The organism is Pseudomonas sp. B21-054 (assembly GCF_026016345.1).
In the GTDB taxonomy this organism is placed as follows: domain Bacteria; phylum Pseudomonadota; class Gammaproteobacteria; order Pseudomonadales; family Pseudomonadaceae; genus Aquipseudomonas.
The window spans coordinates 6,205,909-6,229,311 of sequence record NZ_CP087204.1 but is presented as its reverse complement, the minus strand read 5'-3'; the positions used below and the strand labels follow the sequence as shown (position 1 = coordinate 6,229,311).

The 23,403-nt window shown below is 59.9% G+C and carries 19 protein-coding genes and 1 pseudogene; 5 read left to right on the top strand and 15 right to left on the bottom strand.

Annotated elements, in window-relative coordinates; translation table 11 throughout:
* Positions 1-23: 23 nt before the first annotated feature.
* The 3 genes from rpoD to rpsU form a co-directional block, all read right to left on the bottom strand.
* Positions 24-1,871 carry an RNA polymerase sigma factor RpoD gene (gene rpoD, locus LOY70_RS27135; RefSeq protein ID WP_123343821.1) on the bottom strand — a complete coding sequence of 616 codons (1,848 nt, stop codon included), beginning with the start codon at positions 1,869-1,871 and terminating at the stop codon, positions 24-26.
* Between the two features lie 67 nt (positions 1,872-1,938).
* Entirely contained in the window at positions 1,939-3,897 is a 1,959-nt protein-coding gene (gene dnaG, locus LOY70_RS27130; protein WP_123343822.1) for a DNA primase, read from the bottom strand.
* Positions 3,898-4,379: 482 nt separating this feature from the next.
* The gene (gene rpsU, locus LOY70_RS27125; RefSeq protein WP_002551877.1) at positions 4,380-4,595 is read right to left on the bottom strand and encodes a 30S ribosomal protein S21; all 216 of its coding nucleotides are present in this window, start codon (positions 4,593-4,595) and stop codon (positions 4,380-4,382) included.
* Between the two features lie 199 nt (positions 4,596-4,794).
* Between rpsU and tsaD the strand changes: the two genes are divergently transcribed.
* Positions 4,795-5,820 carry a tRNA (adenosine(37)-N6)-threonylcarbamoyltransferase complex transferase subunit TsaD gene (tsaD, locus tag LOY70_RS27120; RefSeq protein ID WP_265031516.1) on the top strand — a complete coding sequence of 342 codons (1,026 nt, stop codon included), beginning with the start codon at positions 4,795-4,797 and terminating at the stop codon, positions 5,818-5,820.
* A gap of 8 nt (positions 5,821-5,828) precedes the next feature.
* Here tsaD and plsY read toward each other — a convergent pair whose 3' ends face one another.
* Positions 5,829-6,398 (bottom strand): glycerol-3-phosphate 1-O-acyltransferase PlsY, encoded by a 570-nt coding sequence (gene plsY / locus LOY70_RS27115; protein WP_265031514.1) that lies wholly within the window; start codon positions 6,396-6,398, stop codon positions 5,829-5,831.
* A gap of 74 nt (positions 6,399-6,472) precedes the next feature.
* Here plsY and folB point away from each other — a divergent pair, with 74 nt between their 5' ends.
* Both folB and folK read left to right on the top strand, forming a co-directional pair.
* Positions 6,473-6,826 (top strand): dihydroneopterin aldolase, encoded by a 354-nt coding sequence (gene folB / locus LOY70_RS27110; RefSeq protein ID WP_123343823.1) that lies wholly within the window; start codon positions 6,473-6,475, stop codon positions 6,824-6,826.
* Positions 6,817-7,335 carry a 2-amino-4-hydroxy-6-hydroxymethyldihydropteridine diphosphokinase gene (folK, locus tag LOY70_RS27105; RefSeq protein WP_123343824.1) on the top strand — a complete coding sequence of 173 codons (519 nt, stop codon included), beginning with the start codon at positions 6,817-6,819 and terminating at the stop codon, positions 7,333-7,335. Before folB ends, folK begins: the two co-directional genes overlap by 10 nt.
* 152 nt (positions 7,336-7,487) lie before the next feature.
* Here the strand turns inward: folK and LOY70_RS27100 are convergent, their stop codons facing one another.
* The 11 genes from LOY70_RS27100 to LOY70_RS27050 all read right to left on the bottom strand — a co-directional run bounded on the left by LOY70_RS27100 (position 7,488) and on the right by LOY70_RS27050 (position 21,580).
* Positions 7,488-8,714 (bottom strand): multifunctional CCA addition/repair protein, encoded by a 1,227-nt coding sequence (locus LOY70_RS27100; RefSeq protein ID WP_265031512.1) that lies wholly within the window; start codon positions 8,712-8,714, stop codon positions 7,488-7,490.
* A 63-nt stretch (positions 8,715-8,777) separates the two neighbouring features.
* A complete protein-coding gene (locus LOY70_RS27095; protein WP_025215800.1) occupies positions 8,778-10,343 on the bottom strand; it encodes a SpoVR family protein in 1,566 nt (521 codons plus the stop codon).
* Positions 10,340-11,611 carry a YeaH/YhbH family protein gene (locus LOY70_RS27090; RefSeq protein ID WP_003206179.1) on the bottom strand — a complete coding sequence of 424 codons (1,272 nt, stop codon included), beginning with the start codon at positions 11,609-11,611 and terminating at the stop codon, positions 10,340-10,342. Before LOY70_RS27090 ends, LOY70_RS27095 begins: the two co-directional genes overlap by 4 nt.
* A gap of 112 nt (positions 11,612-11,723) precedes the next feature.
* The gene (locus tag LOY70_RS27085) at positions 11,724-13,646 is read right to left on the bottom strand and encodes a PrkA family serine protein kinase (protein WP_123343826.1); all 1,923 of its coding nucleotides are present in this window, start codon (positions 13,644-13,646) and stop codon (positions 11,724-11,726) included.
* A 300-nt stretch (positions 13,647-13,946) separates the two neighbouring features.
* Positions 13,947-14,276, bottom strand: a complete 330-nt coding sequence (gene glpE, locus LOY70_RS27080) for a thiosulfate sulfurtransferase GlpE (RefSeq protein WP_265031508.1) — start codon at positions 14,274-14,276, stop codon at positions 13,947-13,949.
* A gap of 34 nt (positions 14,277-14,310) precedes the next feature.
* On the bottom strand, positions 14,311-15,189 hold the full coding sequence (locus LOY70_RS27075; RefSeq protein ID WP_265031506.1) for a symmetrical bis(5'-nucleosyl)-tetraphosphatase: 879 nt from the start codon (positions 15,187-15,189) through the stop codon (positions 14,311-14,313).
* Positions 15,189-15,569 (bottom strand): Co2+/Mg2+ efflux protein ApaG, encoded by a 381-nt coding sequence (gene apaG / locus LOY70_RS27070; RefSeq protein WP_123343829.1) that lies wholly within the window; start codon positions 15,567-15,569, stop codon positions 15,189-15,191. Before apaG ends, LOY70_RS27075 begins: the two co-directional genes overlap by 1 nt.
* Positions 15,570-15,683: 114 nt before the next feature.
* Positions 15,684-16,502, bottom strand: coding sequence for a 16S rRNA (adenine(1518)-N(6)/adenine(1519)-N(6))-dimethyltransferase RsmA (gene rsmA / locus LOY70_RS27065; protein ID WP_265031503.1), 819 nt, complete (start codon positions 16,500-16,502; stop codon positions 15,684-15,686).
* Positions 16,499-17,488 (bottom strand): 4-hydroxythreonine-4-phosphate dehydrogenase PdxA, encoded by a 990-nt coding sequence (pdxA, locus tag LOY70_RS27060; RefSeq protein WP_265031502.1) that lies wholly within the window; start codon positions 17,486-17,488, stop codon positions 16,499-16,501. Before pdxA ends, rsmA begins: the two co-directional genes overlap by 4 nt.
* On the bottom strand, positions 17,485-18,801 hold the full coding sequence (gene surA / locus LOY70_RS27055) for a peptidylprolyl isomerase SurA (RefSeq protein ID WP_148051256.1): 1,317 nt from the start codon (positions 18,799-18,801) through the stop codon (positions 17,485-17,487). The genes pdxA and surA overlap by 4 nt, the downstream gene beginning before the upstream one ends.
* Positions 18,782-21,580 carry an LPS-assembly protein LptD gene (locus LOY70_RS27050; protein ID WP_265031497.1) on the bottom strand — a complete coding sequence of 933 codons (2,799 nt, stop codon included), beginning with the start codon at positions 21,578-21,580 and terminating at the stop codon, positions 18,782-18,784. The genes surA and LOY70_RS27050 overlap by 20 nt, the downstream gene beginning before the upstream one ends.
* A gap of 130 nt (positions 21,581-21,710) precedes the next feature.
* Between LOY70_RS27050 and LOY70_RS27045 the strand changes: the two are divergent.
* Together LOY70_RS27045 and murU are read left to right on the top strand one after the other, a co-directional pair.
* A pseudogene (locus LOY70_RS27045) lies at positions 21,711-22,735 on the top strand (aminoglycoside phosphotransferase family protein).
* The gene (gene murU, locus LOY70_RS27040; RefSeq protein WP_265031496.1) at positions 22,732-23,403 is read left to right on the top strand and encodes an N-acetylmuramate alpha-1-phosphate uridylyltransferase MurU; all 672 of its coding nucleotides are present in this window, start codon (positions 22,732-22,734) and stop codon (positions 23,401-23,403) included. Before LOY70_RS27045 ends, murU begins: the two are co-directional and overlap by 4 nt.

Below are 23,403 nucleotides of genomic sequence, written 5' to 3'. Positions count from 1 at the left end.
CGGCAGGGCCGGGGGTTTGAAGGTCACTCGTCGAGGAAGGAGCGCAGATGCTCGCTTCGCGTCGGGTGGCGCAGTTTGCGCAACGCCTTGGCTTCGATCTGACGAATCCGCTCACGGGTGACATCGAACTGCTTACCAACCTCCTCGAGGGTGTGGTCGGTATTCATGTCGATACCAAAGCGCATGCGCAATACCTTGGCTTCACGTGCTGTGAGGCCGGAGAGTACTTCGCGAGTCGCTTCCTTGAGGCTCTCAACGGTGGCGACATCGATCGGAGACTGCATGGTGGAGTCTTCGATGAAGTCACCCAGATGGGAGTCTTCGTCATCACCGATCGGGGTTTCCATGGAGATCGGCTCTTTGGCGATCTTCAGTACCTTGCGGATCTTGTCCTCAGGCATTTCCATGCGTTCGCCCAGCTCTTCCGGAGTCGGTTCGCGACCCATTTCCTGCAACATCTGCCGGGAAATACGGTTGAGCTTGTTGATCGTCTCGATCATGTGCACCGGAATACGGATGGTGCGGGCCTGGTCGGCGATCGAGCGAGTGATCGCCTGACGGATCCACCAGGTGGCATAAGTCGAGAACTTGTAGCCGCGACGGTATTCGAACTTGTCCACCGCTTTCATCAGGCCGATGTTGCCTTCCTGGATCAGATCGAGGAATTGCAGGCCGCGGTTGGTGTACTTCTTGGCGATGGAGATCACCAGACGCAAGTTCGCTTCGACCATCTCTTTCTTCGCGCGGCGGGCCTTGGCCTCGCCGATCGACATGCGACGGTTGATGTCCTTGATCTCGGCGATGGTCAGGCCGGTTTCGGCCTCCAGCGCGCTCAGTTTCTGCTGGCAACGAATGATGTCCGGTTGCAGGCGACCAATGGCTTCAGCGTATTTGCTTTTGCCTTTGGCCAATGCGTCGGTCCAGCTTTCGTCGATTTCGTGGCCAGGGAACTGACGCAGGAAGTCGGCACGCGGCATGCGGGCATCACGCACGCAAAGTTGCATGATCGCGCGCTCTTGCTGACGCAGGCGATCCAGGGCACTGCGTACACGCTCCACCAGGCCTTCGAACTGCTTAGGCACCAGTTTGATCGGCATGAACAGCTCAGCCAGCGCCAACAGCTCGGCAATCGCCTGCTTGTTGTTGCGACCGTGCTTTTTCAGCGCCTTGCGGGTGATTTCCATCTGGTCGGCCACAGCGCCGAAACGCTGTGCAGCGATGACCGGATCCGGACCGCTTTCGGCCTCTTCCTCGTCGTCGCTGGCTTCGGCGTCGTCGTCATCGGTTTCGTCGTCGGCCTTGACGGCTTTCGCATCGATGGGCGGCGGCACTTCGGCGGCAGGCGGCGCAATGCCGTCGTCCGGGTCGATGTAACCACTCAGAACGTCGGACAGGCGGCCACCTTCGGTGGTGACGCGGGTGTACTCGGAGAGAATATGGTCAACCGTGCCAGGGAAGTGCGCGATTGCGCCCATCACTTCACGGATGCCTTCTTCAATACGCTTGGCGATTTCGATTTCGCCTTCACGTGTGAGGAGCTCTACCGTACCCATTTCACGCATGTACATGCGCACGGGGTCGGTGGTGCGACCAATGTCGGTCTCGACCGCTGCCAACGCTGCAGCCGCTTCTTCAGCGGCCGCCTCGTCGGTATCGGCGTCGGCCAGCATAAGGGCATCCTTATCTGGAGCAACCTCGAATACGTTGATCCCCATGTCGTTGATCATGCGGATGATGTCTTCCACCTGTTCCGGATCTGAAATATCCTCCGGCAGGTGGTCGTTGACCTCCGCGTAAGTCAGGTAGCCCTGCTCACGACCCAATAGGATCAACTCTTTGATACGAGACTGCTGTTGCGCTTTTCCGGACATAACACCCTATCCACTGAAGGTCTTGGCGGGCAAAAAACAAGCCGAGGATTATACCTGAGCTGTGACCTCACGCGCCAGTTGAGGTCGGGTTTGATGCGCAAACATTGCGGCTGAGTAAGTCGCGCAATTGGTTTTTCTCTTCGCTGGTCAACTCGCTCTGGCGAGCTTTTCGCAGAAGTTGTTCCAGATTTCGCTCGCGTTGGCGGGCGGACAAGCTAGTAATGGTGTCGAAAAACTGTTGTTCAAGGTTGTCTCCTTTAATCAGCCATTCCTTCTCGGCCAGGGCCTTTAACAGGCGTCCCTGCTCAGTGCCGTGCCACCGTGCAATCAACTGGAAAGAGTTTAGCTTGGGGTTCTTCTGCACGGCTTCAAGGAGTGCGATCAGCAATTGCGTATTGCTGTGGTCCTCGGCGGCGAAGTGTCCTGCGTCCTCGACTTTCTGAGCCAGTTGCGGGTGATGCAGCAAGGTGCGCAGAGCGGCCAGTGTCGGTGGTTCGACGGCGGCCGGCACGCGCGGGGCACGTGGCGCGTCGCGATCGCCGCGCTTGCCATTCTTGTCCCAGGGTTTTTTATCCCATTTCTTGCCACCGCTACCGGGTTTTTTCGGCGTCCATTCCTGCTGGGGGGCGTAATCCTGCTGGGGTTGATGATAGTCGGCGAAATCCGGCATCGCGTCGTAATCGATACCCGGGTCATACGCCGGCGGCGCTTCCTGGGGGGCGCTGTGCACCAGTTGATTGACCGCTTCGCTGTTGAGGCCGGTGATTTCGGTCAGGCGCTGGCGCATCAGTGTGCGCAGATTGGCGCCGGGCACCTTGTCGATCAGCGGTGCCGCGAGGGTGGCCATGTGGGCCTTGCCTTCGAGGGATCGCGGGTCGGATTCTTCGGTCAATTGCTGGAAAAAATAATCGGCCAAGGGTTGCGCATGCTGGTTGATCCGCGCCTTGAACGCGTCGGTGCCTTCGGAGCGCACCAGGGTATCCGGGTCTTCGCCCTCGGGCAGAAATAGAAAGCGTGCCCGGCGGCCGTCCTGCAGGCACGGCAAGGTGGCTTCCAGTGCGCGCCAGGCGGCGTTGCGACCGGCCTGGTCGCCGTCGAAGCAAAACAATACGTTGGGCACGACGCGAAACAGGCGCTTCATGTGCTCTTCGCTGGTGGCCGTGCCCAGGGTCGCGACAGCGTTGCGCAAGCCTTGCTGGGCCAGGGCGATCACGTCCATGTAGCCTTCGACGACAATGATCTCGTCGAGGTTGCGGTTGTTCTTGCGCGCTTCGTACAGGCCATAGAGCTCCTGGCCCTTATGGAATACCGGGGTTTCCGGGGAGTTCAGGTATTTGGGCTTGTCGTCGCCCAGTACCCGGCCACCGAACGCAATGATTCGCCCGCGCGAGTCACGGATCGGGAACATCACCCGGTCGCGGAAGCGGTCGTAGCGCTTGCCGGTTTCGGCATTCTCGATCAGCAGGCCGGCATCGATCATGGCGCGTTGCTGCAGCGTGTCGCTGCTCAGGTGCTTATAGAGATTGTCCCAGCCGGGCGGAGCGAAGCCGAGCCCGAAATCCCGGGCGATTTCGCCGGTCAGGCCGCGGCCCTTGAGATAATCGACCGCCGCCTTGCGTGACGGATGGCTTTTGAGGGCCTGGCGATAAAAGTCGGCGGCCGCGGCTAGCAGCGGATAGAGCGGCGAGTCGGTCGGTTGACGTGGTTTGTGCTGTCGACCGCTCTCCTCGCGGGGAATTTCCATGCCGGCGGCTTTGGCCAGTTCTTCGACGGCCTGGGGGAAGTCCAGGTTGTCGTGGTCCATGATGAAGCCGAGGGCGTTACCGCCAGCGCCGCAGCCGAAGCAGTAGTAGAACTGCTTGTCGGGGCTGACGCTGAAAGAGGGGGTTTTTTCTTTGTGGAACGGACAGCAGGCCGTGTAGTTCTTGCCCGCTTTCTTCATTTGCAGGCGAGAGCTGACCACGTCGACGATGTCGGTGCGGTTCAGGAGGTCGTCAATAAAGCTCTGGGGAATCAGCCCGGCCATGGCGTTCTCATCATCACTGCGCGAAATATGGACCCGAAATCAGCAGGCGTAACCGACGCTTGGTCTTGAGGCACGGTAATCGGTGGCTCGACCGGGTCGTCTGCATCATCGCTGTCGGGAAGTGTATCTGCCGATAATCCACTGACGTTAATAACTATCAGTATTCGACTGTTTGAATGTGTTGCGCTGAGTCCGGTAACGGCCGGTCAGGCCTCGGATAGCTCAATGAAGCGGGCACGCAAGCAGGTGCCTTGGGCTGATCGTCGTTAGAGGAATCAGGGGTGTGCTCGTCAGTAGCCTTGGTAGGCTCGTCAGAAGAGACGTGCACCGCTGGCAAAAAAGCCAGGTCTGACGTGGGTGAAGCAGGTTGTCGTGGTCGCGTCTGCGACTTTGACGGTGAAGCATCAAGCGTTATTCCGCAAATGCCATAAGCCCGGCTTGAGGGCCGGGCTTGGCAGAAGCTTGCTACGGACGTCTGTGTATTAGTACAGACGTACGGCGCGGCGCTGTTCGCGCTGAACTTTCTTGGCGTGACGCTTAACAGCGGCTGCTGCTTTACGCTTACGCTCAGAAGTCGGCTTCTCGTAGAATTCGCGGCTACGAACTTCAGCCAGAACACCGGCTTTTTCGCAGGAGCGCTTGAAACGACGCAGAGCTACGTCGAAGGGTTCGTTCTCTTTTACTTTGACGGCTGGCATCCAGAGCTACCTTCATTCATTACCGGGGTCAACATCCTCGCGGCAAAAGAGCACTTGAAGACGTCGGTTTTTAAGGGTTGCGGATGTTAACCCCTCATCGCTCGGAATGCAAAGCCTCTGATCGAAAACCGCTGGTCGGGGCACAACGCGGCGACTATTATGCGCGCCTTCGAATTCAGCCTCTACAAGGCGCAAACCCATGCTAGTACTGGGATTAGAAACCTCCTGCGACGAAACCGGCGTTGCACTCTACGACAGTGAGCGCGGCCTGCTGGCCGATGCGCTGTTCAGCCAGATCGACCTGCACCGCGCCTACGGTGGCGTGGTGCCCGAGCTCGCGTCCCGCGATCACGTCAAGCGCATGCTGCCCTTGATCCGCCAGGTACTGGCCGAGGCCGGCAGTGTGCCGACCGAGATCGATGCCATCGCCTACACCGCCGGGCCGGGCCTGGTGGGCGCGCTGCTGGTAGGTGCGTCTTGTGCCCAGGCGCTGGCGTTTGCCTGGGGCATCCCGGCCCTTGGCGTGCATCACATGGAAGGCCATCTGCTGGCACCGATGTTGGAGCCGCAGCCACCGCAATTTCCGTTCGTCGCTTTGTTGGTGTCGGGCGGTCATACGCAATTGGTTCGAGTCGATGGAATCGGCCAATACGCGCTATTGGGCGAAACCCTTGACGACGCCGCCGGCGAAGCTTTCGACAAAACCGCGAAAATGATGGGCCTCAATTACCCTGGCGGGCCGGAAATCGCGCGGCTTGCAGCTCAAGGCCTTGATGGACGTTTCGTGTTTCCGCGTCCGATGTGCGACCGGCCAGGCCTGGATTTCAGTTTCAGCGGCCTGAAAACCTTTGCCCTGAACACCTGGCAGCAATGCGTCAGGGCTGGGGACGACAGTGAGCAAGTCCGTTGCGACATCTCGCTGGCGTTCCAGCAGGCCGTGGTAGAGACTTTGACCATCAAGTGCAAGCGTGCCCTGAAGCAGGCCGGACTCAAGCGCCTGGTGATCGCCGGCGGCGTGAGTGCGAACAAGGCGTTGCGAGTATCGCTGGAGAAAATGCTCGGCGACATGAAGGGCGACGTTTACTACGCCAGGCCGGAGTTCTGCACCGATAACGGCGCGATGATTGCCTTTGCTGGCTGTCAGCGCCTGCAGGCCGGCCAGCATGAAAGCCTGGCAATCAGTGTCCAGGCTCGTTGGCCGATGGAGCAGTTGCCGCCGCTGTGAAGCGTCATTTAAAAATGCCGTTCGCGCCCGGCGAACAGGTCGCGTAGATTGCCCCGGTGGCGCCAGACGATCAGTGCAACGAGTGCGCTCATTGGCAACAACGCCGCCGGTTCCTGCCAGGCCAGTAGCGGCAGGGTCAGCGGTGTGGCGATCAGCGCGGCCAGTGAGCTGGTGCGGGTCAGGTAGAACGTCAGCAGCCAGGCGCAGATCGCCAGCAGGGCGGCGGGCGGATACAGGCCCAGCAGCATGCCGGCAGCGGTGGCGACACCCTTGCCGCCGCGAAAGCGAAAGTAAACTGGAAACAGATGACCGATGACTGCGCAGACGCCGATCCAGGCCTGTTGCTGCAACGAGAGCCCTGCAAGGCTGGCGATCAATACCGGGAAAAGGCCTTTGCAGAGGTCACCAAGCAGGGTCAGGACGGCGAGTTTGCGTCCGGCCAGGCGCAGCATGTTGGTGGCGCCGGCATTGCCTGAGCCACTCATTCGCGGATCCGGGCGACCGGTCAGGCGGCTGAGCAAAATGGCAAAGGACAGCGAGCCGAGCAGGTAGGCGAGAATCGCCAGTAACCAAAACATGCTAACTATTCCGGGCGAGGACGCCCTGATTCTAACGGCGCATTGCGCCCTTGTCGTGCTGCGGAGAAGAGTGCTTGGACAGAGTGTTTATCGAGGGCCTGGAAGTCGACACGGTAATCGGTGCCTACGACTGGGAACGAGGCATCCGACAGTGTCTGCGGCTTGATCTGAGTTTCGCTTGGGACAACCGTCCGGCCGCCGCAGGCGATGACCTGACCCTGGCGCTTGACTACGCCAGCGTATCGTCGCGCATCCAGTCGTTTGCCGAGCAGGCGCAGTTCCAGTTGGTCGAAACCTTCGCCGAGCGACTCGCCCAAGAGTTGATGGACGAGTTCGAGATCACCTGGCTGCGTCTGAAAGTGACCAAGCCCGGTGCTGTGCCGGCGGCCAGCGGTGTTGGCGTGGAGATCGAGCGCGGATGTCGCTGACTCAGGTTTTTCTCGGGCTCGGCAGCAATATCGAGCGCGAAACCCATTTGTGCGCCGGTCTTGAAGCCCTGGCTGGCTTCCTGGTGGACATGCGCTGTTCGGCCGTGTTCGAGAGCCAGCCAGTGGGGATCAAGAGCGGGCCGTTCTTCAACTTCGTCGTGTCGGCCTTCACGGATCTGCCGCTGATGGAGCTGGATCGTCGCCTCAAGTTCATCGAGGCGGACAATGGTCGTTATGCACCGGATCGCAAGGGGCTGCCGCTGGATATCGACGTGCTGTTGTATGGCGAGCGGGTCGGTAACTTCGACGGACTGATCCTGCCGCGCGCCGAGATCCTCAAGAACGCCTTTGTTCTGTGGCCTTTGTCGTTGATCGCGCCGGATCGGATTCATCCTGGCGTAGGCAAGAGCTTCGCTACCTTGTGGGATGAGTCGCAGATTGACCAGGTGCTGGCGCCGGTGGCGTTTGAGTGGCGAGGCCAGCCGCTCACGCCGTCCAGCCTGTTGTGAGGCGCCTGCCGTCATCGCGAGCAAGCTCGCTCCCACAGTGGACTTCAGTCGAACACAAGACGTGTGTCCACTGGGAATCAATGTGGGAGCGAGCTTGCTCGCGATGACGACGGCACATCCACTGCAAATGCCAAGCTGACGCGAAGCCCCCGTCAGCTCGCCGCTTCCTTGTAGGCCTTTAATGCCTTGAGCCGCTCGCGCTTGATCGCCTCGCCCAGTTCCGGACCTTTGAAGCCTTTTTCCAGTAAGGGCTGTACTGCCACCCCCCGAGCCGCTGCTGCCGCGCCGCGCAGATACTCGGCCTGTGGATAACTTCTGTCTTCAAGCCCCTTGCGGCCCCGCGCGTCCATCTCACAGGCTGCGATGAATTCCTCGAAGCGCTGAGGTCGGCGGTACACATCAAAACTCTGCAACAGCTCAAGCAAGGTAGAAGCCTTCAGCTCAAGCGCGCGATGACCATGGGTGTGGTATTGGCCGACCAGTAGTGCCAACTCCTGACAGTCGCGGGGCGCCTTGAAGCGCTCGTTGACCGCTTTGATCAGCTTCAAACCCGTGTGCTCATGGGCGATGTGTCGCGGCCATTTGTGTTCGGGTGTGAGGCCTTTCCCCAAGTCGTGTAACAGGCACGCCCAGCGAACTGTCAGGGGCTGCCGGTGCAGTGCTGCCTGTTCCAGCACGCTCAGGGTGTGCAGGCCAGTGTCGATTTCCGGGTGATGGGCTTCAGGCTGCGGCACGCCAAACAGTGCGTCGACCTCGGGCATCAAGACCTTGAGGGCGGCGCAGTCGCGCAGGACCTGAATAAAGACTTGCGGCTGGTTTTCCATGAGGGCGCGGGAAATTTCCTTCCAGCTGCGCTCGGCGGTCAACGCTTCCAGTTCGCCGGAATCACTGAGCTGACGCATCAGCTCAAGGGTTTCGTCAGCCACCTTGAAGCCCAGGGGAGCATAGCGTGCGGCGAAACGGGCAACCCGCAGGACTCGGAGGGGATCTTCGGCAAATGCGGGGGAAACATGGCGAAGAATACGGGCTTCGAGGTCGCACTGGCCGTGGTACGGATCAGTGAGATGGCCGTTGTCGTCTTCAGCCATGGCGTTGATCGTAAGGTCTCTGCGGATCAGGTCTTGTTCGAGGGTCACTTCAGGGTTGGCGTGGAAAACGAAGCCGCCATAGCCTCGGCCGCTTTTGCGTTCGGTGCGGGCGAGGGCGTATTCCTCACCGGTCTTGGGGTCGAGGAACACGGGGAAGTCAGCCCCCACGGGGCGAAATCCCTTGGCAAGCATTTCCTCGGCGGTGGCACCCACCACAACCCGATCAACGTCAGTGACGGGGATGCCCAGCAGGCGATCGCGAACGGCGCCGCCGACTTTATAGATCTGCATAAAAAACCTCCGTTGGTCCGACAGGATAACCTTTGCGCCGGACGTTCGGAGGTGAAAACGGGATCAAAGATGAATGACGGCCAGGTCCAGGCGGCCATAGTCTCCTTCGGTTTGCTCGGTTCGGGGCGGTACGTGATGAGTCTTCATCACTTGGTCGCCCTGCAGGGTCTCCAGATGGATGTCGAACCCCCAGAGACGGTGCAAGTGCTTGAGCACTTCATCGGTGGAGTCACCCAGCGGTTTGCGGTCGTGCGCCTGATGGCGCAGGGTCAGCGAGCGATCTCCCCGGCGATCGATACTGTAGATTTGCACGTTGGGTTCGCGATTGCCCAGGTTGTATTGCGCTGCCAGGGTTTCGCGGATGATGCGATAACCGCCTTCGTCATGGATGGCCGGTACCAACAGGTCATCTTTCTGGTCGTCATCCAGGATGCTGAACAGTTTCAGGTCGCGGATCACCTTGGGTGAGAGGTACTGCAGGATAAAGCTCTCGTCCTTGAAGCTGCTCATGGCGAATTTGATGGCGGAGAGCCAGTCCGAGCCCGCGATATCCGGGAACCAGCGGCGATCCTCTTCGGTGGGGTGTTCGCACATGCGGCGGATGTCGCGGTACATGGCAAAGCCCAGCGCGTAAGGGTTGATCCCGCTGTAGTACGGGCTGTCGAAGCCGGGCTGGAACACCACGCTGGTATGGGACGTCAGGAACTCCATCATGAAGCCGTCGGTGACCAGGCCCTCGTCGTACAGGTCGTTCATCAGCGTGTAATGCCAGAACGTGGCCCACCCCTCGTTCATGACCTGGGTCTGGCGCTGTGGATAGAAATACTGGGCGATCTTGCGCACGATGCGCACGATTTCCCGCTGCCATGGCTCCAGCAACGGCGCATGTTTTTCAATGAAATAGAGGATGTTTTCCTGCGGTTCGGCAGGGAAGCGCGCGTTGTCTTTTTCGCTGTACTTGTCAGCGCCTTTGGGAATGGTGCGCCACAAGTCGTTGATTTGCTTTTGCAGGTGTTCTTCACGATCTTTTTGGCGACGGCGCTCTTCTTCGGCTGAAATCGGATACGGTCGTTTGTAACGGTCCACGCCGTAGTTCATCAAGGCGTGGCAGGAATCCAGCAGATCCTCCACCGCGTCGATGCCATGGCGCTCCTCGCATTGCATGATGTACTGCTTGGCGAACACCAGGTAATCAATGATCGAGCTGGCATCGGTCCAGGTGCGGAACAGGTAGTTGCCCTTGAAGAAGCTGTTGTGGCCGTAGCAGGCATGCGCCACCACCAAGGCCTGCATGCAGATGGTGTTTTCTTCCATCAGGTAGGCAATGCACGGGTCGGAGTTGATCACGATCTCGTAGGCCAGCCCCATCTGGCCGCGGCTGTAGGATTTCTCAGTGCTGAGGAAGTGTTTGCCGTAGGACCAGTGGTGATAACCCAGCGGCATGCCGACCGACGCGTAGGCGTCCATCATTTGCTCGGCGGTGATCACCTCGATCTGGTTCGGGTACGTGTCCAGGGCATAACGGTCCGCGATACGGCTGATTTCGCGGTCGTAGGCCTGGATCAGCTCGAACGTCCATTCGGAGCCGGTGGAAATGGGCTGGCGCTTCTGCTCTTTTTTGGCGGTCATGTCACTAACCTGCGCTGGAAGAGTTCACGGAAGACCGGGTAGATATCCCCGGCCGAGACCAGTTGCTGCTGAGCAAATGTGTCGGAAAAAGCTTCGGCAATGCGTTCATATTCGTACCACAACGCCTGATGTTCCCGTGGAGTAATTTCCACGTAGGTGTAGTACTGGACGAACGGCATGATCTGGTTGATCAGGATGTCACGGCAAATCGGCGAGTCGTCGTTCCAGTTGTCACCGTCGGACGCCTGGGCTGCGTAGATGTTCCATTCATTGGCCGGATAGCGCTCGGCCATGATTTCCTGCATTAGTTTCAGGGCGCTGGAAACGATGGTGCCGCCGGTTTCCCTGGAGTAGAAAAACTCTTCCTCGTCCACCTCCCGGGCGCTGGTGTGGTGGCGGATGAACACCACGTCGATCTTGTCGTAGTTCCGCTTGAGGAACAGGTACAGCAGGATGAAAAAGCGCTTGGCGATGTCCTTGGTTGCCTGGGTCATGGAGCCGGACACGTCCATCAGGCAGAACATCACGGCCTTGGAGCTAGGATTGGGCTGCTTCACCAGCAAGTTGTACTTGAGGTCGAAAGTATCGAGGAACGGTACGCGATGGATGCGTGCGCTGAGTTTCTCGATTTCCGCTTCCAGGTCTTGAATATCGCCGAAATTGTCGGGTTCTTCGCGTTTTAGGCGAGCCAACTCTTCCTTGGCTTCCCGCAGCTTGGCCCGGCTGCTGCCGGACAGGGCAATACGCCGGGCATGGGCCGAGCGAAGTGTACGAATGATATTGATGCGTGAAGGGTTGCCTTCGTTGCTGATACCGGCGCGCACGGTCTTGAAGGTGTCGGTGCCGGTCAGGTTGCGCTTGACCAGGTTCGGCAGCTCCAGGTCCTCGAACATGAACTCCAGGAATTCCTCCTGGGTGATCTGGAACACGAACTCGTCCATGCCCTCGCCGGAGTTACCGGCCTTCCCGGGCCCCTTGCCGCCGCCACCACCCTGCGGACGAGGGATGTGCTCGCCGCTGGTGAATTCCTTGTTGCCGGGATGCACCACGGTCTGCTTGCCACCGCGGCCATGGTGAAGCACCGGCTCGTCGATGTCGCGGCCGGGAATGCTGATTTGTTCGCCATGTTCCATGTCGGTAATGGAACGCCGGCTGACCGCCTCTTCGACGGCCTTCTTGATATGGTCACGGTAACGCCGCAGAAAGCGCTGGCGGTTCACCGTGCTCTTGTTCTTGCCATTAAGGCGTCGGTCGATCACATAGCTCATAGGCCCCTCCGGGGGAGCTTCAAGTCGTAAGCCTCAGGCGGCAAGGGAATAGCGCCGAGCCATGGGCTCAACGCTGTTCCCTCGCAGCTTGTTGCTAGAAGCTTGCCGCTGCTTATTGCGATTTGCGGACCCGCAGGTACCACTCGGAGAGCAGCCGTACCTGTTTGTCGGTGTAGCCACGTTCGACCATGCGTGTGACGAAGTCGTTGTGTTTTTGCTGGTCCTCCTTGCTGGCCTTGGCGTTGAAGCTGATGACGGGCAGCAGGTCTTCGGTGTTGGAGAACATTTTCTTCTCGATCACCACCCGCAGCTTTTCATAGCTGAGCCAGGTTGGGTTCTTGCCGTTGTTGTTGGCCCGGGCGCGGAGCACGAAGTTGACGATTTCGTTGCGGAAATCCTTCGGATTGCTGATGCCAGCCGGTTTCTCGATTTTTTCCAGTTCCTCGTTCAGCGCCACGCGGTTGAGGATTTCGCCGGTTTCCGGGTCACGGTATTCCTGGTCCTGAATCCAGAAGTCCGCGTACAGCACGTAACGGTCGAAGATGTTCTGGCCGTACTCGCTGTAGGACTCCAGGTAGGCGGTCTGGATTTCCTTGCCGATGAATTCGATATAGCGCGGGGCCAGGTATTCCTTGAGGAATCGCAGATAGCGTTCGCGGGTTTCCGCCTGGAACTGTTCCTGCTCGATCTGTTGTTCCAGCACATACAACAGATGAACCGGGTTGGCCGCGATCTCATGGGGGTCGAAGTTGAAGACTTTGGAAAGAATCTTGAACGCGAAACGAGTGGACAGTCCGTTCATGCCTTCATCGACCCCCGCGTTGTCGCGGTATTCCTGGATCGACTTGGCCTTGGGATCGGTGTCCTTGAGGTTTTCACCGTCATACACGCGCATCTTCGAATAGATGTTGGAGTTTTCCGGCTCCTTGAGGCGCGATAGCACGGTGAACTGGGCGAGCATCTTCAGCGTGTCGGGCGCGCAGTGGGCCTTGGCCAGCGAGCTGTTGAACAAGAGCTTGTCGTAGATCTTCACCTCGTCGGTGACGCGCAGGCAGTACGGTACCTTGACGATATAGATCCGGTCGATGAACGCTTCGTTGTTCTTGTTGTTGCGGAAGGTGTGCCATTCCGATTCGTTGGAGTGGGCCAGCAGGATCCCGGTGAACGGAATCGCCCCAAGGCCCTCGGTGCTGTTGTAGTTACCCTCCTGGGTTGCCGTCAGCAACGGGTGCAACACTTTGATGGGGGCCTTGAACATCTCGACGAATTCCATCAGGCCCTGGTTGGCCCGGCACAGTGCACCTGAATAGCTATAGGCGTCGGCGTCGTTCTGGGGGAATTCTTCCAGTTTGCGGATATCGACTTTACCCACCAGGGCCGAAATGTCCTGGTTGTTTTCGTCGCCCGGTTCGGTCTTGGCCACGGCGATCTGGTTGAGGATCGATGGGTAGAGCTTGACCACCCGGAACTGACTGATGTCACCGCCGAACTCGGCCAGGCGCTTGGTGGCCCATGGCGACATGATGGTGTTGAGGTAGCGGCGCGGAATGCCGAAGTCCTCTTCGAGGATCGCGCCGTCCTCGGTGGCGTTGAACAGCCCCAGGGGCGATTCGAATACCGGCGAGCCCTTGATGGCATAGAAGGGCACTTTTTCGATCAGTTGCTTGAGTTTTTCGGCCAGGGACGATTTACCGCCACCTACGGGGCCGAGCAGATAGAGGATTTGTTTCTTCTCTTCCAGGCCTTGGGCGGCATGGCGGAAATAGGACACGATCTGTTCGATGCATTCCTCCATCCCATGGAAGTCTGCAAAGGCCGGATAGCGACGGATTACCTTGTTGGAGAAAATCCGCGAAAGCCTCGAGTTGGCCGAGGTATCCAGCAGCTCCGGTTCTCCGATTGCCAGCAACAGACGCTCCGCAGCCGATGCATAGGCACTGCGGTCCTGCTTGCAGAGTTCGAGGTATTCCTGCAGCGAGTATTCCTCCTGCCGCGTGGACTCGAAACGTTGCTGGAAGTGGCTAAAAATACTCATGACGTCACCTCGCTCGATACGTGGAGCCGGTGGCGGATCAATCAGTCGATGCTGGTCGGCCGCTGGGAACCCAGCTGCCGCTTACCCCCCCAGAATGCTTCCAGGAACACAGGCTCCTGAACGCTTACTCCCGATGACCCGTGCGCCGGTGTACCGGCTCTCCCCTGTTTTGGATGGCCTGTGGCTAAGGATAGTTCGGAATCGGAGAGGTAAAGGTGGAATGCGTAATTAGTTATGGCAGACCGTTCGTCTGCCAACGCCCAAGCCCACGGTTCACGCGGGCTCGGGCGGCGTAAAAAATTATTCCTGAGTGCCTTGCGCGGTTTCCTCCGGATAAGTCATGCGCCACAGCTCAAACCCGCCATCCAGGCTGTAGACGTCAGTGAAGCCCTGGCTGACCAGGTAGGCGGCTGCGCTCTGGCTGGAGTTGCCGTGATAGCAGACCACGACGGTCGGTGCGTCGAGGTCGGCGGCGCGGATGAAGTCGGCGATGGAATGGTTATCCAGGTGGGTGGAGCCGCTGATATGCAGGGCGGCAAATGTGGCTGGGTCGCGGACATCGACAATGACCGCGCCTTGCTCGCGCAGGGCCTGGGCCTTGTCCGGGGGGATACGTTTGAATTCGGTCATGTGGGACTCCTGTAGCTTGAAAGCGCAGTGCCGGTCAAACGGCGGTGCCGGCCGACAATGATGCGGTGCTCGGGTGGTGATGGGATTTGGCGTGCCCCTGTTCATCGCAATCGCAACGCAGTCGCTCGCCGGTGTCGACGTTCATCAGCGTCATCGCGCTGCCCCAGACACAGCCGGTATCGAGGGCGAAAACCCCGGGTTCGTCGCATTGACCTTCCAGCGCCGCCCAGTGACCGAAGATGATTTTCAGGTTACGGGTCTTGCGTTCCTTGTGCTTGAACCAGGGGGCATAGCCAGGCGGAGCCGTCTCGATGCCTTCCTTGCTCTTGAGATCAAGCTTGCCGTCGCGGGTACAGAAGCGCATGCGGGTGAAATAGTTGGTGATGACTCGAAGGCGCGCGGCGCCGGTGAGGTCATTGTCCCATTTGACCGGGTCGTTGCCGTACATACCGTCCAGATAGGGGCCGAACAAGTTATCGTCGCGTAATGCCTGTTCAACCTCGCCGGCACATTTGAGTGCCTTGTTCAGGGACCATTGGGGCGGGACACCAGCATGCACCAGCGCCAGGTTACGTTGCTCGTCATAGTGCATGAGTTTTTGCTGGCGCAGCCATTCCAGCAGTTCAACGCAATCAGGGGCGTTGAGGATTTCGCTCAGGGTATCGGATTTTTTCAGGCGCTCGATGTTCTGCCAGACGGCCAGCAGGTGCAGATCGTGGTTGCCGAGCACGCAGACCAGCGACTGGCGGATGCCATGGAGAAAACGCAAGGTCTCAAGCGATTGCGGGCCACGGTTGACCAGGTCACCCACCAGCCACAGTGTGTCTTTCTGCGGATCGAAGGCGACCCGTTCCAGCAGGCACTTGAGTGGATCGAGGCAGCCTTGCAGGTCGCCGACCGCATACGTGGCCATCAGTGCAAGGCTCCGGGCACCGCGAGGCGAAAGGGCTTGATGACGGCATCGAAGCGTTTGCCGTCCTCGGCCAGCATTTGATAGGTGCCCTGCATGGTGCCGACCTTGGTCGTCATCACGGTGCCGCTGCTATAGCTGTGGCTTTTACCGGCCTCGATCAAGGGTTGCTGACCGACGACCCCTTCACCGCGTACCTCTTCGACATGCCCATCGCCGTCGGTGATGACCCAGTGCCGTGACAGCAGCCTGGCTGGCAAAGAGCCGTTATTGCGCACGGTAATGTTGTAGGCGAAGGCAAAACGGTTATGTTCGGGTTGCGACTGTTCTGCCAGAAAGCGGGTGGTGACGCTGACGTCGACCTGATAACGAGGATCAGACATGCAAGAAGGCCTTAGAAGCGAAGCGGGACGCGGGCGTAGCTGACGCAGTCAGTCTAGGCCAAGTATCGGGTAGTAAACCAGAGTAGCGTCCTACCCGATAGGGACCATCGTCCGTCAGCTGGCGTCGGCTTGCGGCGCGGCCTGTTCGCTGAGCTTGTCGGCCAGGCGCACGAAAGCCGCCAGGTCCAACTGTTCGGGACGCAGGCTACCGTCGACGCCAGTGGCTTCGATTTCGGCGCTGCTGAGCAGTAACTTCAAGGTGTTGCGCAGGGTCTTTCGACGTTGGTTGAACGCCTCGCGTACCACGCGCTCCAGCAGCCGATGATCCTTGGCCGGGTGCGGGAGGACCGCATGGGGCACCAGGCGGACGATGGCTGAATCGACTTTCGGCGGTGGGTTGAACGCCCCGGGGCCGACGTTGAACAGGTGTTCGACCCGGCAATGGTACTGAACCATGATCGACAGGCGACCCCAGTCACCACCGCCAGGGCCGGCGGCAAGACGCTCTACCACTTCTTTCTGCAGCATGAAATGCATGTCGCGGATCAGCTCTGCGTTGCTCAGCAGGTGGAAGATCAGGGGCGTGGAGATGTTGTACGGCAGGTTCCCGACCACCCGCAGGCTGTTCGGCGCGGCGTCCAGGCTGTTGAAGTCGAACTTCAGTGCGTCGCCCTGGTGCAGGTTGAAATTGCTCTTGCCGGCGAATTGCTGGTTGAGGATCGGGACCAGATCCTTGTCCAGTTCCACTACGTCCAGTTGCGCGCCGCTGTCGAGCAGGCCCTCGGTCAGGGCGCCCTGGCCCGGGCCGATTTCCAGCAAGCGATCAGTGGGCTTGGCATTGATGGAGCGCAGGATGTGATCGATCACGCCAGGGTCATGCAGGAAGTTCTGGCCGAAGCGCTTGCGCGCGCGGTGTTGGTATTGTTCGGTCATAAATGGGTCTCGGCCATCTGGTAGGCGGTTTCCAGCGCGACTTGCAGGCTGCCGGTATCAATTTTCCCGCTGCCGGCCAGGTCCAGGGCGGTGCCATGGTCCACTGAGGTACGGATGATCGGCAGGCCCAACGTGATGTTGACGGCCGCACCGAAGCCTTTGTACTTCAGCACGGGCAGGCCCTGGTCGTGGTACATCGCCAGCACTGCGTCGCAGTGCTCCAGATATTTGGGGGTAAACAGAGTGTCGGCAGGCAGCGGGCCACGCAGGTCCATGCCCTCGCTGCGCAAGCGCTCCAATGTGGGTTCTATGATGTCGATTTCTTCGCGGCCCAGGTGACCGCTTTCACCGGCATGGGGATTGAGCCCGCACACGAGGATACGGGGCCGGGCGATGCCGAACTTTTCCTGCAGGTCGGCATGCAGGATCCGTGTGACCCGCTCCAGGCGTTCCGGGGTGATGGCGTCGGCGATGTCCCGCAAGGGCAGGTGAGTGGTCACCAGGGCCACGCGCAGGCCGCGAGTGGCGAGCATCATCACCACTTGCGCGGTGTGGGTCAGGTCTGCCAGGAACTCGGTATGTCCAGAGAAGGCAATCCCCGACTCATTGATCACGCCCTTGTGCACCGGTGCGGTAATCATCCCTGCGAAAGCCCCGTCCAGGCAGCCCTGGCCGGCCCGGGTCAGGGTCTCGAGGACGAACGCCGCGTTGGCCTTGTCCAATTGCCCGGTGACGACCGGGGCGCCCAAAGGCGTATCCCAGACATACAGGCTGTTGGCGGGCGCCGGGACGTCCGGCCAGGCGCTCGGCGACACAGGCAACAAGTCGACGACCACCCCCAGCTGCGCGGCCCGCTCAAGGAGCAGGTCGCGGCTGGTGATGGCAATCAGAGGATGTGGCTGGGGTTGCGAGGCGAGCAGCAGGCACAGGTCGGGACCAATGCCAGCGGGCTCGCCGGGGGTCAGCGCGAAACGCTTGGGTTTCACTGCGCTGCCTGGTCTGCACCAGGGAGTTTGATTTCTACGTAGGCTTCGTCGCGAATCTGACGCAGCCAGGTTTGCAGCTCTTCGTCGTATTTGCGGTTACGCAGTACCGTCATCGCCTGTTGTTCGCGAGCCTGGGTGGTGCTGTCGGTGGCACGACGGCCAAGGACTTCCAGTACGTGCCAGCCATAAGGGCTCTTGAACGGCTTGGACAGCTGGCCTTGCGGCGTGCTGGCCATGACCTGGCGGAACTCGGGTACCAGTGCGTTCGGATCAACCCAATTCAGGTCACCACCGTTGAGTGCCGAGCCCGGGTCTTCCGAGAAGCTCTTGGCCAGTTCGGCGAAATCTTCGCCCGCTTCGATGCGGTCGTAGAGTTTCTCGGCCAGGCGCTTGGTTTCAGCTTCGCTGCGGATTTCGCTGGGCTTGATCAGGATGTGGCGAACATGCACTTCATCGCGCACCTGGGTGCCGCCACCGCGTTTTTCCAGCACTTTCAGGATAATAAAGCCGCCTGGGGTGCGTGCTGGCTGGGTGATGTCGCCCACGGCCATGGCGCTCAGTTCACGGTCGAACGGAGGCGGCAGTTGAGCGGGCTTGCGCCAGCCCATGTCGCCGCCTTCCAGGGCGTTGTCGCTGCCCGACTTGGCAATGGCCATCTGGCCGAAATCAGCGCCTTGCTTGAGCTGCTGGTACACATCCATTGCCTGGCGATAAGCGCTCTGGATGGCTTCGGAGTTGGCGCTTTCCGGAGTAGGAATCAGGATGTTCGCCAGGTGCAGTTCTTCGGAAAGCTGCATCTTGCCCAGGTCGGAGGCGAGGAAGTTCTTCACTTCCTGCTCGGACACCTGGATGCGCTCGGCGACACGGCGCTGGCGCACACGGCTGATGACCATCTCACGGCGGATCTGGTCACGGGCGTCCTCGTAGGAGAGGCCGTCATGAGCCAGGGCGGCGCGGAACTGGTCGATGGTCATGTTGTTGCGCTGGGCAATGGTGCCGACGGCCTGGTTCAGTTCCTCATCGGTGATGCGAATGCCGGAGCGTTCGCCGATCTGCAATTGCAGGTTTTCGACGATCAGGCGTTCGAGCACTTGCTGGTCCAGTACACCCGGCGGCGGCAGGCCACCGCCGCGCTTGGCGATGGTTTGCTGCACCTCATGGACGCGCTGATCCAGCTGGCTCTGCATGACCACGTCGTTGTCGACAATGGCCACCACTTTATCGATGGACTGTACCGCGGCGTTGGCCGCAGTACCCAGGAACAGCGCGCCCAGCATCAGCGGGCGCAGACAATCAGAAAGCTTGATCTTCACGTTCACGATAACCTTGGATGCCTTTGTCGAGGAAGCTCTCTACCTTGGCGCCGGTGAGGCCGCCGAGTCCCTTCAGAACAATTTGGAGGAAGACGCCGTGGTCGCCTTTTTCGTTTTCCGGGGCGGCTTGACTGAACTCTTCATAGTCGACCCAGTAACGGTTGATCAGGCGCAGTTTCCAGCAGCAGTTGTCGTATTCGAAACCACCGAAGGCTTCCAGGGTACGGTTGCGGTTGTAGTCATACTGCCAGCGGCTGATCACGTTCCACTGCGGCACGATCGGCCAGATGACCGAGAAGTCGTGCTGTTTGATCTTGTAGTAGTCCTTCACGTAGCCAGGAGTACCCGGCGTGCCGTAATCGCCACCACCCACGGACCACTGGCCGGTGGTCTGGTCGTAGCGGACCTGGTCGTTGCGATAACGATACCCGGCGTTGATAACCTTGTTCGGGTTGTCCTCTGGCTGGTAGTGGAACATCGCACTGCCCGAGCGAGGGCTGTGGCTGTCCGGGTCCCAGTTGTAGTCGGCCGTGGTGCGCCAATCGCGGTTCCAGCGGTATTCGTATTCCAGCGCGTACGGCGAAACGTTCGACTGCGCGTCTTCGCGAGTCTTGAAGTCGATGCCTGGCAGTTGGACTTCGCGATCCTTGAAATACAGGGCCTGACCAACGCTGATGCGTTGGCGTTCGAAGCCGTTTTCTTCGATCCAACGGCTGGTCACGCCCAGCGACAGCTTGTTCTCATCGCCGACACGGTCGGAACCGGTGAAGCGGTTATCCCGGAAGAGCGAGGAATAGTTGAAGGTACTTTCACTGGTATCGAAGACTGGAATGTCGCTCTGGTCTTTCTCCGGTACATAGAGATAGTACAGGCGCGGCTCCAGCGTCTGGCGGTAGTTCTTGCCGAACCACTGGGTGTCTCGGTCGAAATACAGGCCGCTGTCGATGCTGGCGATTGGCACGCCACGGCTCTGATTTCGGCTGTAAGTGCCGTTCAGGCGGTCGCCTTCAGCGCCCTGGGTGGCGATGTCGGCCTTGCCCTGATTGTCAAGATCCAGGTCGTACTGGGTGTACTGGTATTTGAGCGACGGCTTGATAAAGCCATAGCTCGCACTCATCGGCAGGCTGACCACGGGCGCCAGGTTAATACGGTCACCGGTGGCGCGGGCTAGGCCGCGGACATTGGTGTCGAGGAAAGGCTCGGAGTTATTGTTTTCATCCGTGTAATTCCCGTTCCTCAAATCCCGATCAAACCGGACAAACTCGGTGTTATAGGCGAAATCCAAACCGCCCGGATGTTGCGGCAGCGCACCATTGAAGGTGATCTGTGGCAAGCGATCATAAGGCGTGATGTTCGAAATCGTGGCCATTTGATAGGCCTGGGCGTTCAGGCGTGCAACGTACGTGTCGCCACGATAACTGACCGCACCCTGCTGGTTCACATACTCCTTGGACTCGACACCGATCTGGTCGGTCTGCAGGTCCTGGAAGTAGTAGGGATCGCTGATCTTGGTGTAATCAACTTCCGTGAACACTCGCGAATCGAAGCCGCCCTTGTGCTGCCAGTTGTACATGTAGCGGGTCTTGCTGTAGTCGGTCTGACCACTGCGCTCATCGTCTTCATCATTGAGGTACGCGGCGCCGAACTGACCTTCGCTGGACTTGGTCAGGTAGCGGAACTCGCCTTCCATCAACATGCCGCGCTTGCTCATGTAGCGCGGGTACAACGTGGCGTCGTAGTTGGGCGCCAGGTTGAAGTAGTACGGGGTGACCAGCAAGAAGCCGGTGTCGCTGCCGCTGCCGATGGTCGGCGGCAGGAAGCCGGACTGGCGACGGTCGTCGATCGGGAAATAGATGTACGGTGTGTACAGGACTGGAATGTCCTTGACCCGCAGCGTCACGTTGGTCGCGGTACCGAAGCCGGTGGCCGGGTTCAGGGTGATGTTGTTGCCCTTGAGCGTCCAGGCGTTGCTGTTCGGTTCGCACGTGGTGTACGTACCGTCCTTGAGACGGATGATCGCGTTCTCGGCACGCTTGGCGTACAGCGCGTTACCGCGGATGCGCGACTTGTGCATCACGTATTCGGCGTTGTCGACCTTGGCTTCGCCAGTGTCCAGCTGTACATCGGCGTGGTCGCCGACGATCAGAGCACCGTTGTCGCGAACCCGCACGTTGCCGTTCAGCTCGCCACGGTTTTCGGCCTGGTACAGGCTGGCCTCGTCGGCCTCGACCTGCATGCTGCCTTGACGCATGACCACGTCACCGGCCAGGGTCGCCACCTGCTGCTCCTGCTCGTAGCGCGAAGCCTTGGCACCGAGGAAAGTCGGCGCGTCGCTTTTAGCCGTCTTGTCATTCATGCCAGGACGGGGCGGCTCGATATAGGCACCCGAGCAGTAAGGACCGGTTTCAGCCAATTGCGCAGGCGTGAGGTTCTCGCGTGGAACCCAGTCCAGGTGACTGTAGTCTGCACTGCGTGACTTCAGGCCGCGGCCCTTGGCTTCGGTGACCAGGATCGGCTTGGCGCCGACTTGTTCACCCGAACCGGCTTCGGCTGGAGCGTCGCCGCTGTCGGCGACCGCGCTACCGTCATGCACTGGACGCGGCGGCAATGCAGCGGCCGGCGACTTGGGTGAGCAGTCCCAGGCACCCGAAGCGGAGACGGAGCAGTCATACTGCTGCGCCGCGACGACGAATGAAGAGGCCAGGGGTTGCAGGGCCAGCAGACTGCCGGTGACCAGCAACGGAAATTTTTTACGAAACGCGGGGGATTTCAATGCCATCTTATTAGTCCGGGCTTCCTGCGTGCCATCTGCCCGCGGTGTGGGCCGCACGCCTCTCGATGGTCTGAAAAAGATGCTGGATAATAAAGCATGACCCGCTTGACGGCTAGCGCCGTCGGAGACCCTTGCAATGCCCGACCAAGATGTACGCTTGCAACACCTGAAAGTTTGGCTCGATGAACAGCTGCCGATCCTCTTTACTCAACAGGGCTGGGGCGCCGTACCCCCGGCCACGTTGACCGCGGCCAGCAGTGACGCGAGCTTCCGTCGCTATTTCCGCTGGGAAGGCGAGGGCCGGAGTTTCATCGTGATGGATGCGCCACCGCCCCAGGAAAACTGCAAACCTTTCGTGGATATCGCTTTTTTGCTGGCGAAATCCGGCATCAATGTGCCAAAAATTTACGCCGAGGACCTCGATCGGGGTTTCTTTTGCTCAATGACCTGGGCAACCAGACCTACTTGGATGTGATCAACGGCGAGAATGCCGACGTTTTATTCCGCGATGCCCTGCAAGCGTTGCTGGCTTTCCAGCAACTGCCCATGGTGGCGCCGCTGCCCAGTTACGACGTCGCGTTGCTACGTCGGGAGCTCGAGCTGTTCCCCGAGTGGTACGTCAAGCGTGAATTGGGGATCGAATTCGATTCGGCCCAGCAGCAACTCTGGCAACAGGCCAGCGACCTGCTGATCAACAGCGCCCTGGCCCAGCCAAAAGTGCTGGTGCATCGTGACTATATGCCGCGCAACCTGATGCTCAGCGAACCGAACCCCGGCGTGCTGGACTTCCAGGATGCGGTCTATGGTCCCGTCACCTACGACGTGACCTGCCTGTTCAAGGATGCCTTCCTCAGTTGGCCCGAGGAGCGTGTGCGCGGTTGGCTGGTGGATTACTGGCAGCAGGCTGGCGCCCTCGGCATCCCCGTCCAGCCGGATCTCGAGGATTTCCTGCGGGCCAGCGACTTGATGGGTGTACAGCGTCATCTCAAAGTCATCGGGATCTTCGCGCGCATTTGTCACCGTGATGGCAAGCCGCGTTACCTGGGGGATGTGCCGCGGTTCTTTGCTTATATAGAAGCGGTCATCGCTCGTCGTCCTGAACTGGCGCCGCTGGACGAACTGCTGGGCAGCCTGCGTCAAGCGGCCGGAGCGCCGGCATGAAGGCAATGATCCTGGCGGCGGGCAAGGGCGAGCGTATGCGCCCCTTGACCCTCACCACGCCCAAGCCGTTGGTTCGCGCCGGCGGCGTGCCCTTGATTGAATACCATCTGCGGGCTCTGGCCAGGGCCGGTTTTACCGATATCGTGGTCAATCATGCCTGGCTCGGTCAGCAGATCGAAGAGTATCTGGGGAACGGCTCGCGCTTTGGCGTGAGCATTCGATTCTCGCCGGAAGGTGAGCCGCTGGAAACCGGCGGCGGGATTTTCCGGGCCTTGCCGCTGCTGGGCGATGAAGCGTTCGTGGTGGTCAATGGCGACATCTGGACCGATTACGACTTCAGCGCCTTGCGCCATCCGCTCCAAGGGCTGGCTCATCTGGTGCTGGTGGATAATCCCGAGCACCACCCGGACGGCGATTTCAGCCTGGCCGACGGAAAGGTTCACGATGACGCGCCGGCTGCCGACAAACTGACTTATAGCGGCATCGCCGTCCTGCACCCGCAGCTGTTCGAGGGTTGCTCGGACGGTGCATTCAGGCTCGCACCGCTGCTGCGCAAGGCCATGGCCGAGGGGCGCGTCAGTGGAGAGCACCTGAAAGGGCACTGGGTCGATGTCGGCACTCATGAACGTTTGGCGCAGGTCGAAACCTTGATAAAAGCGAGTCGTTGA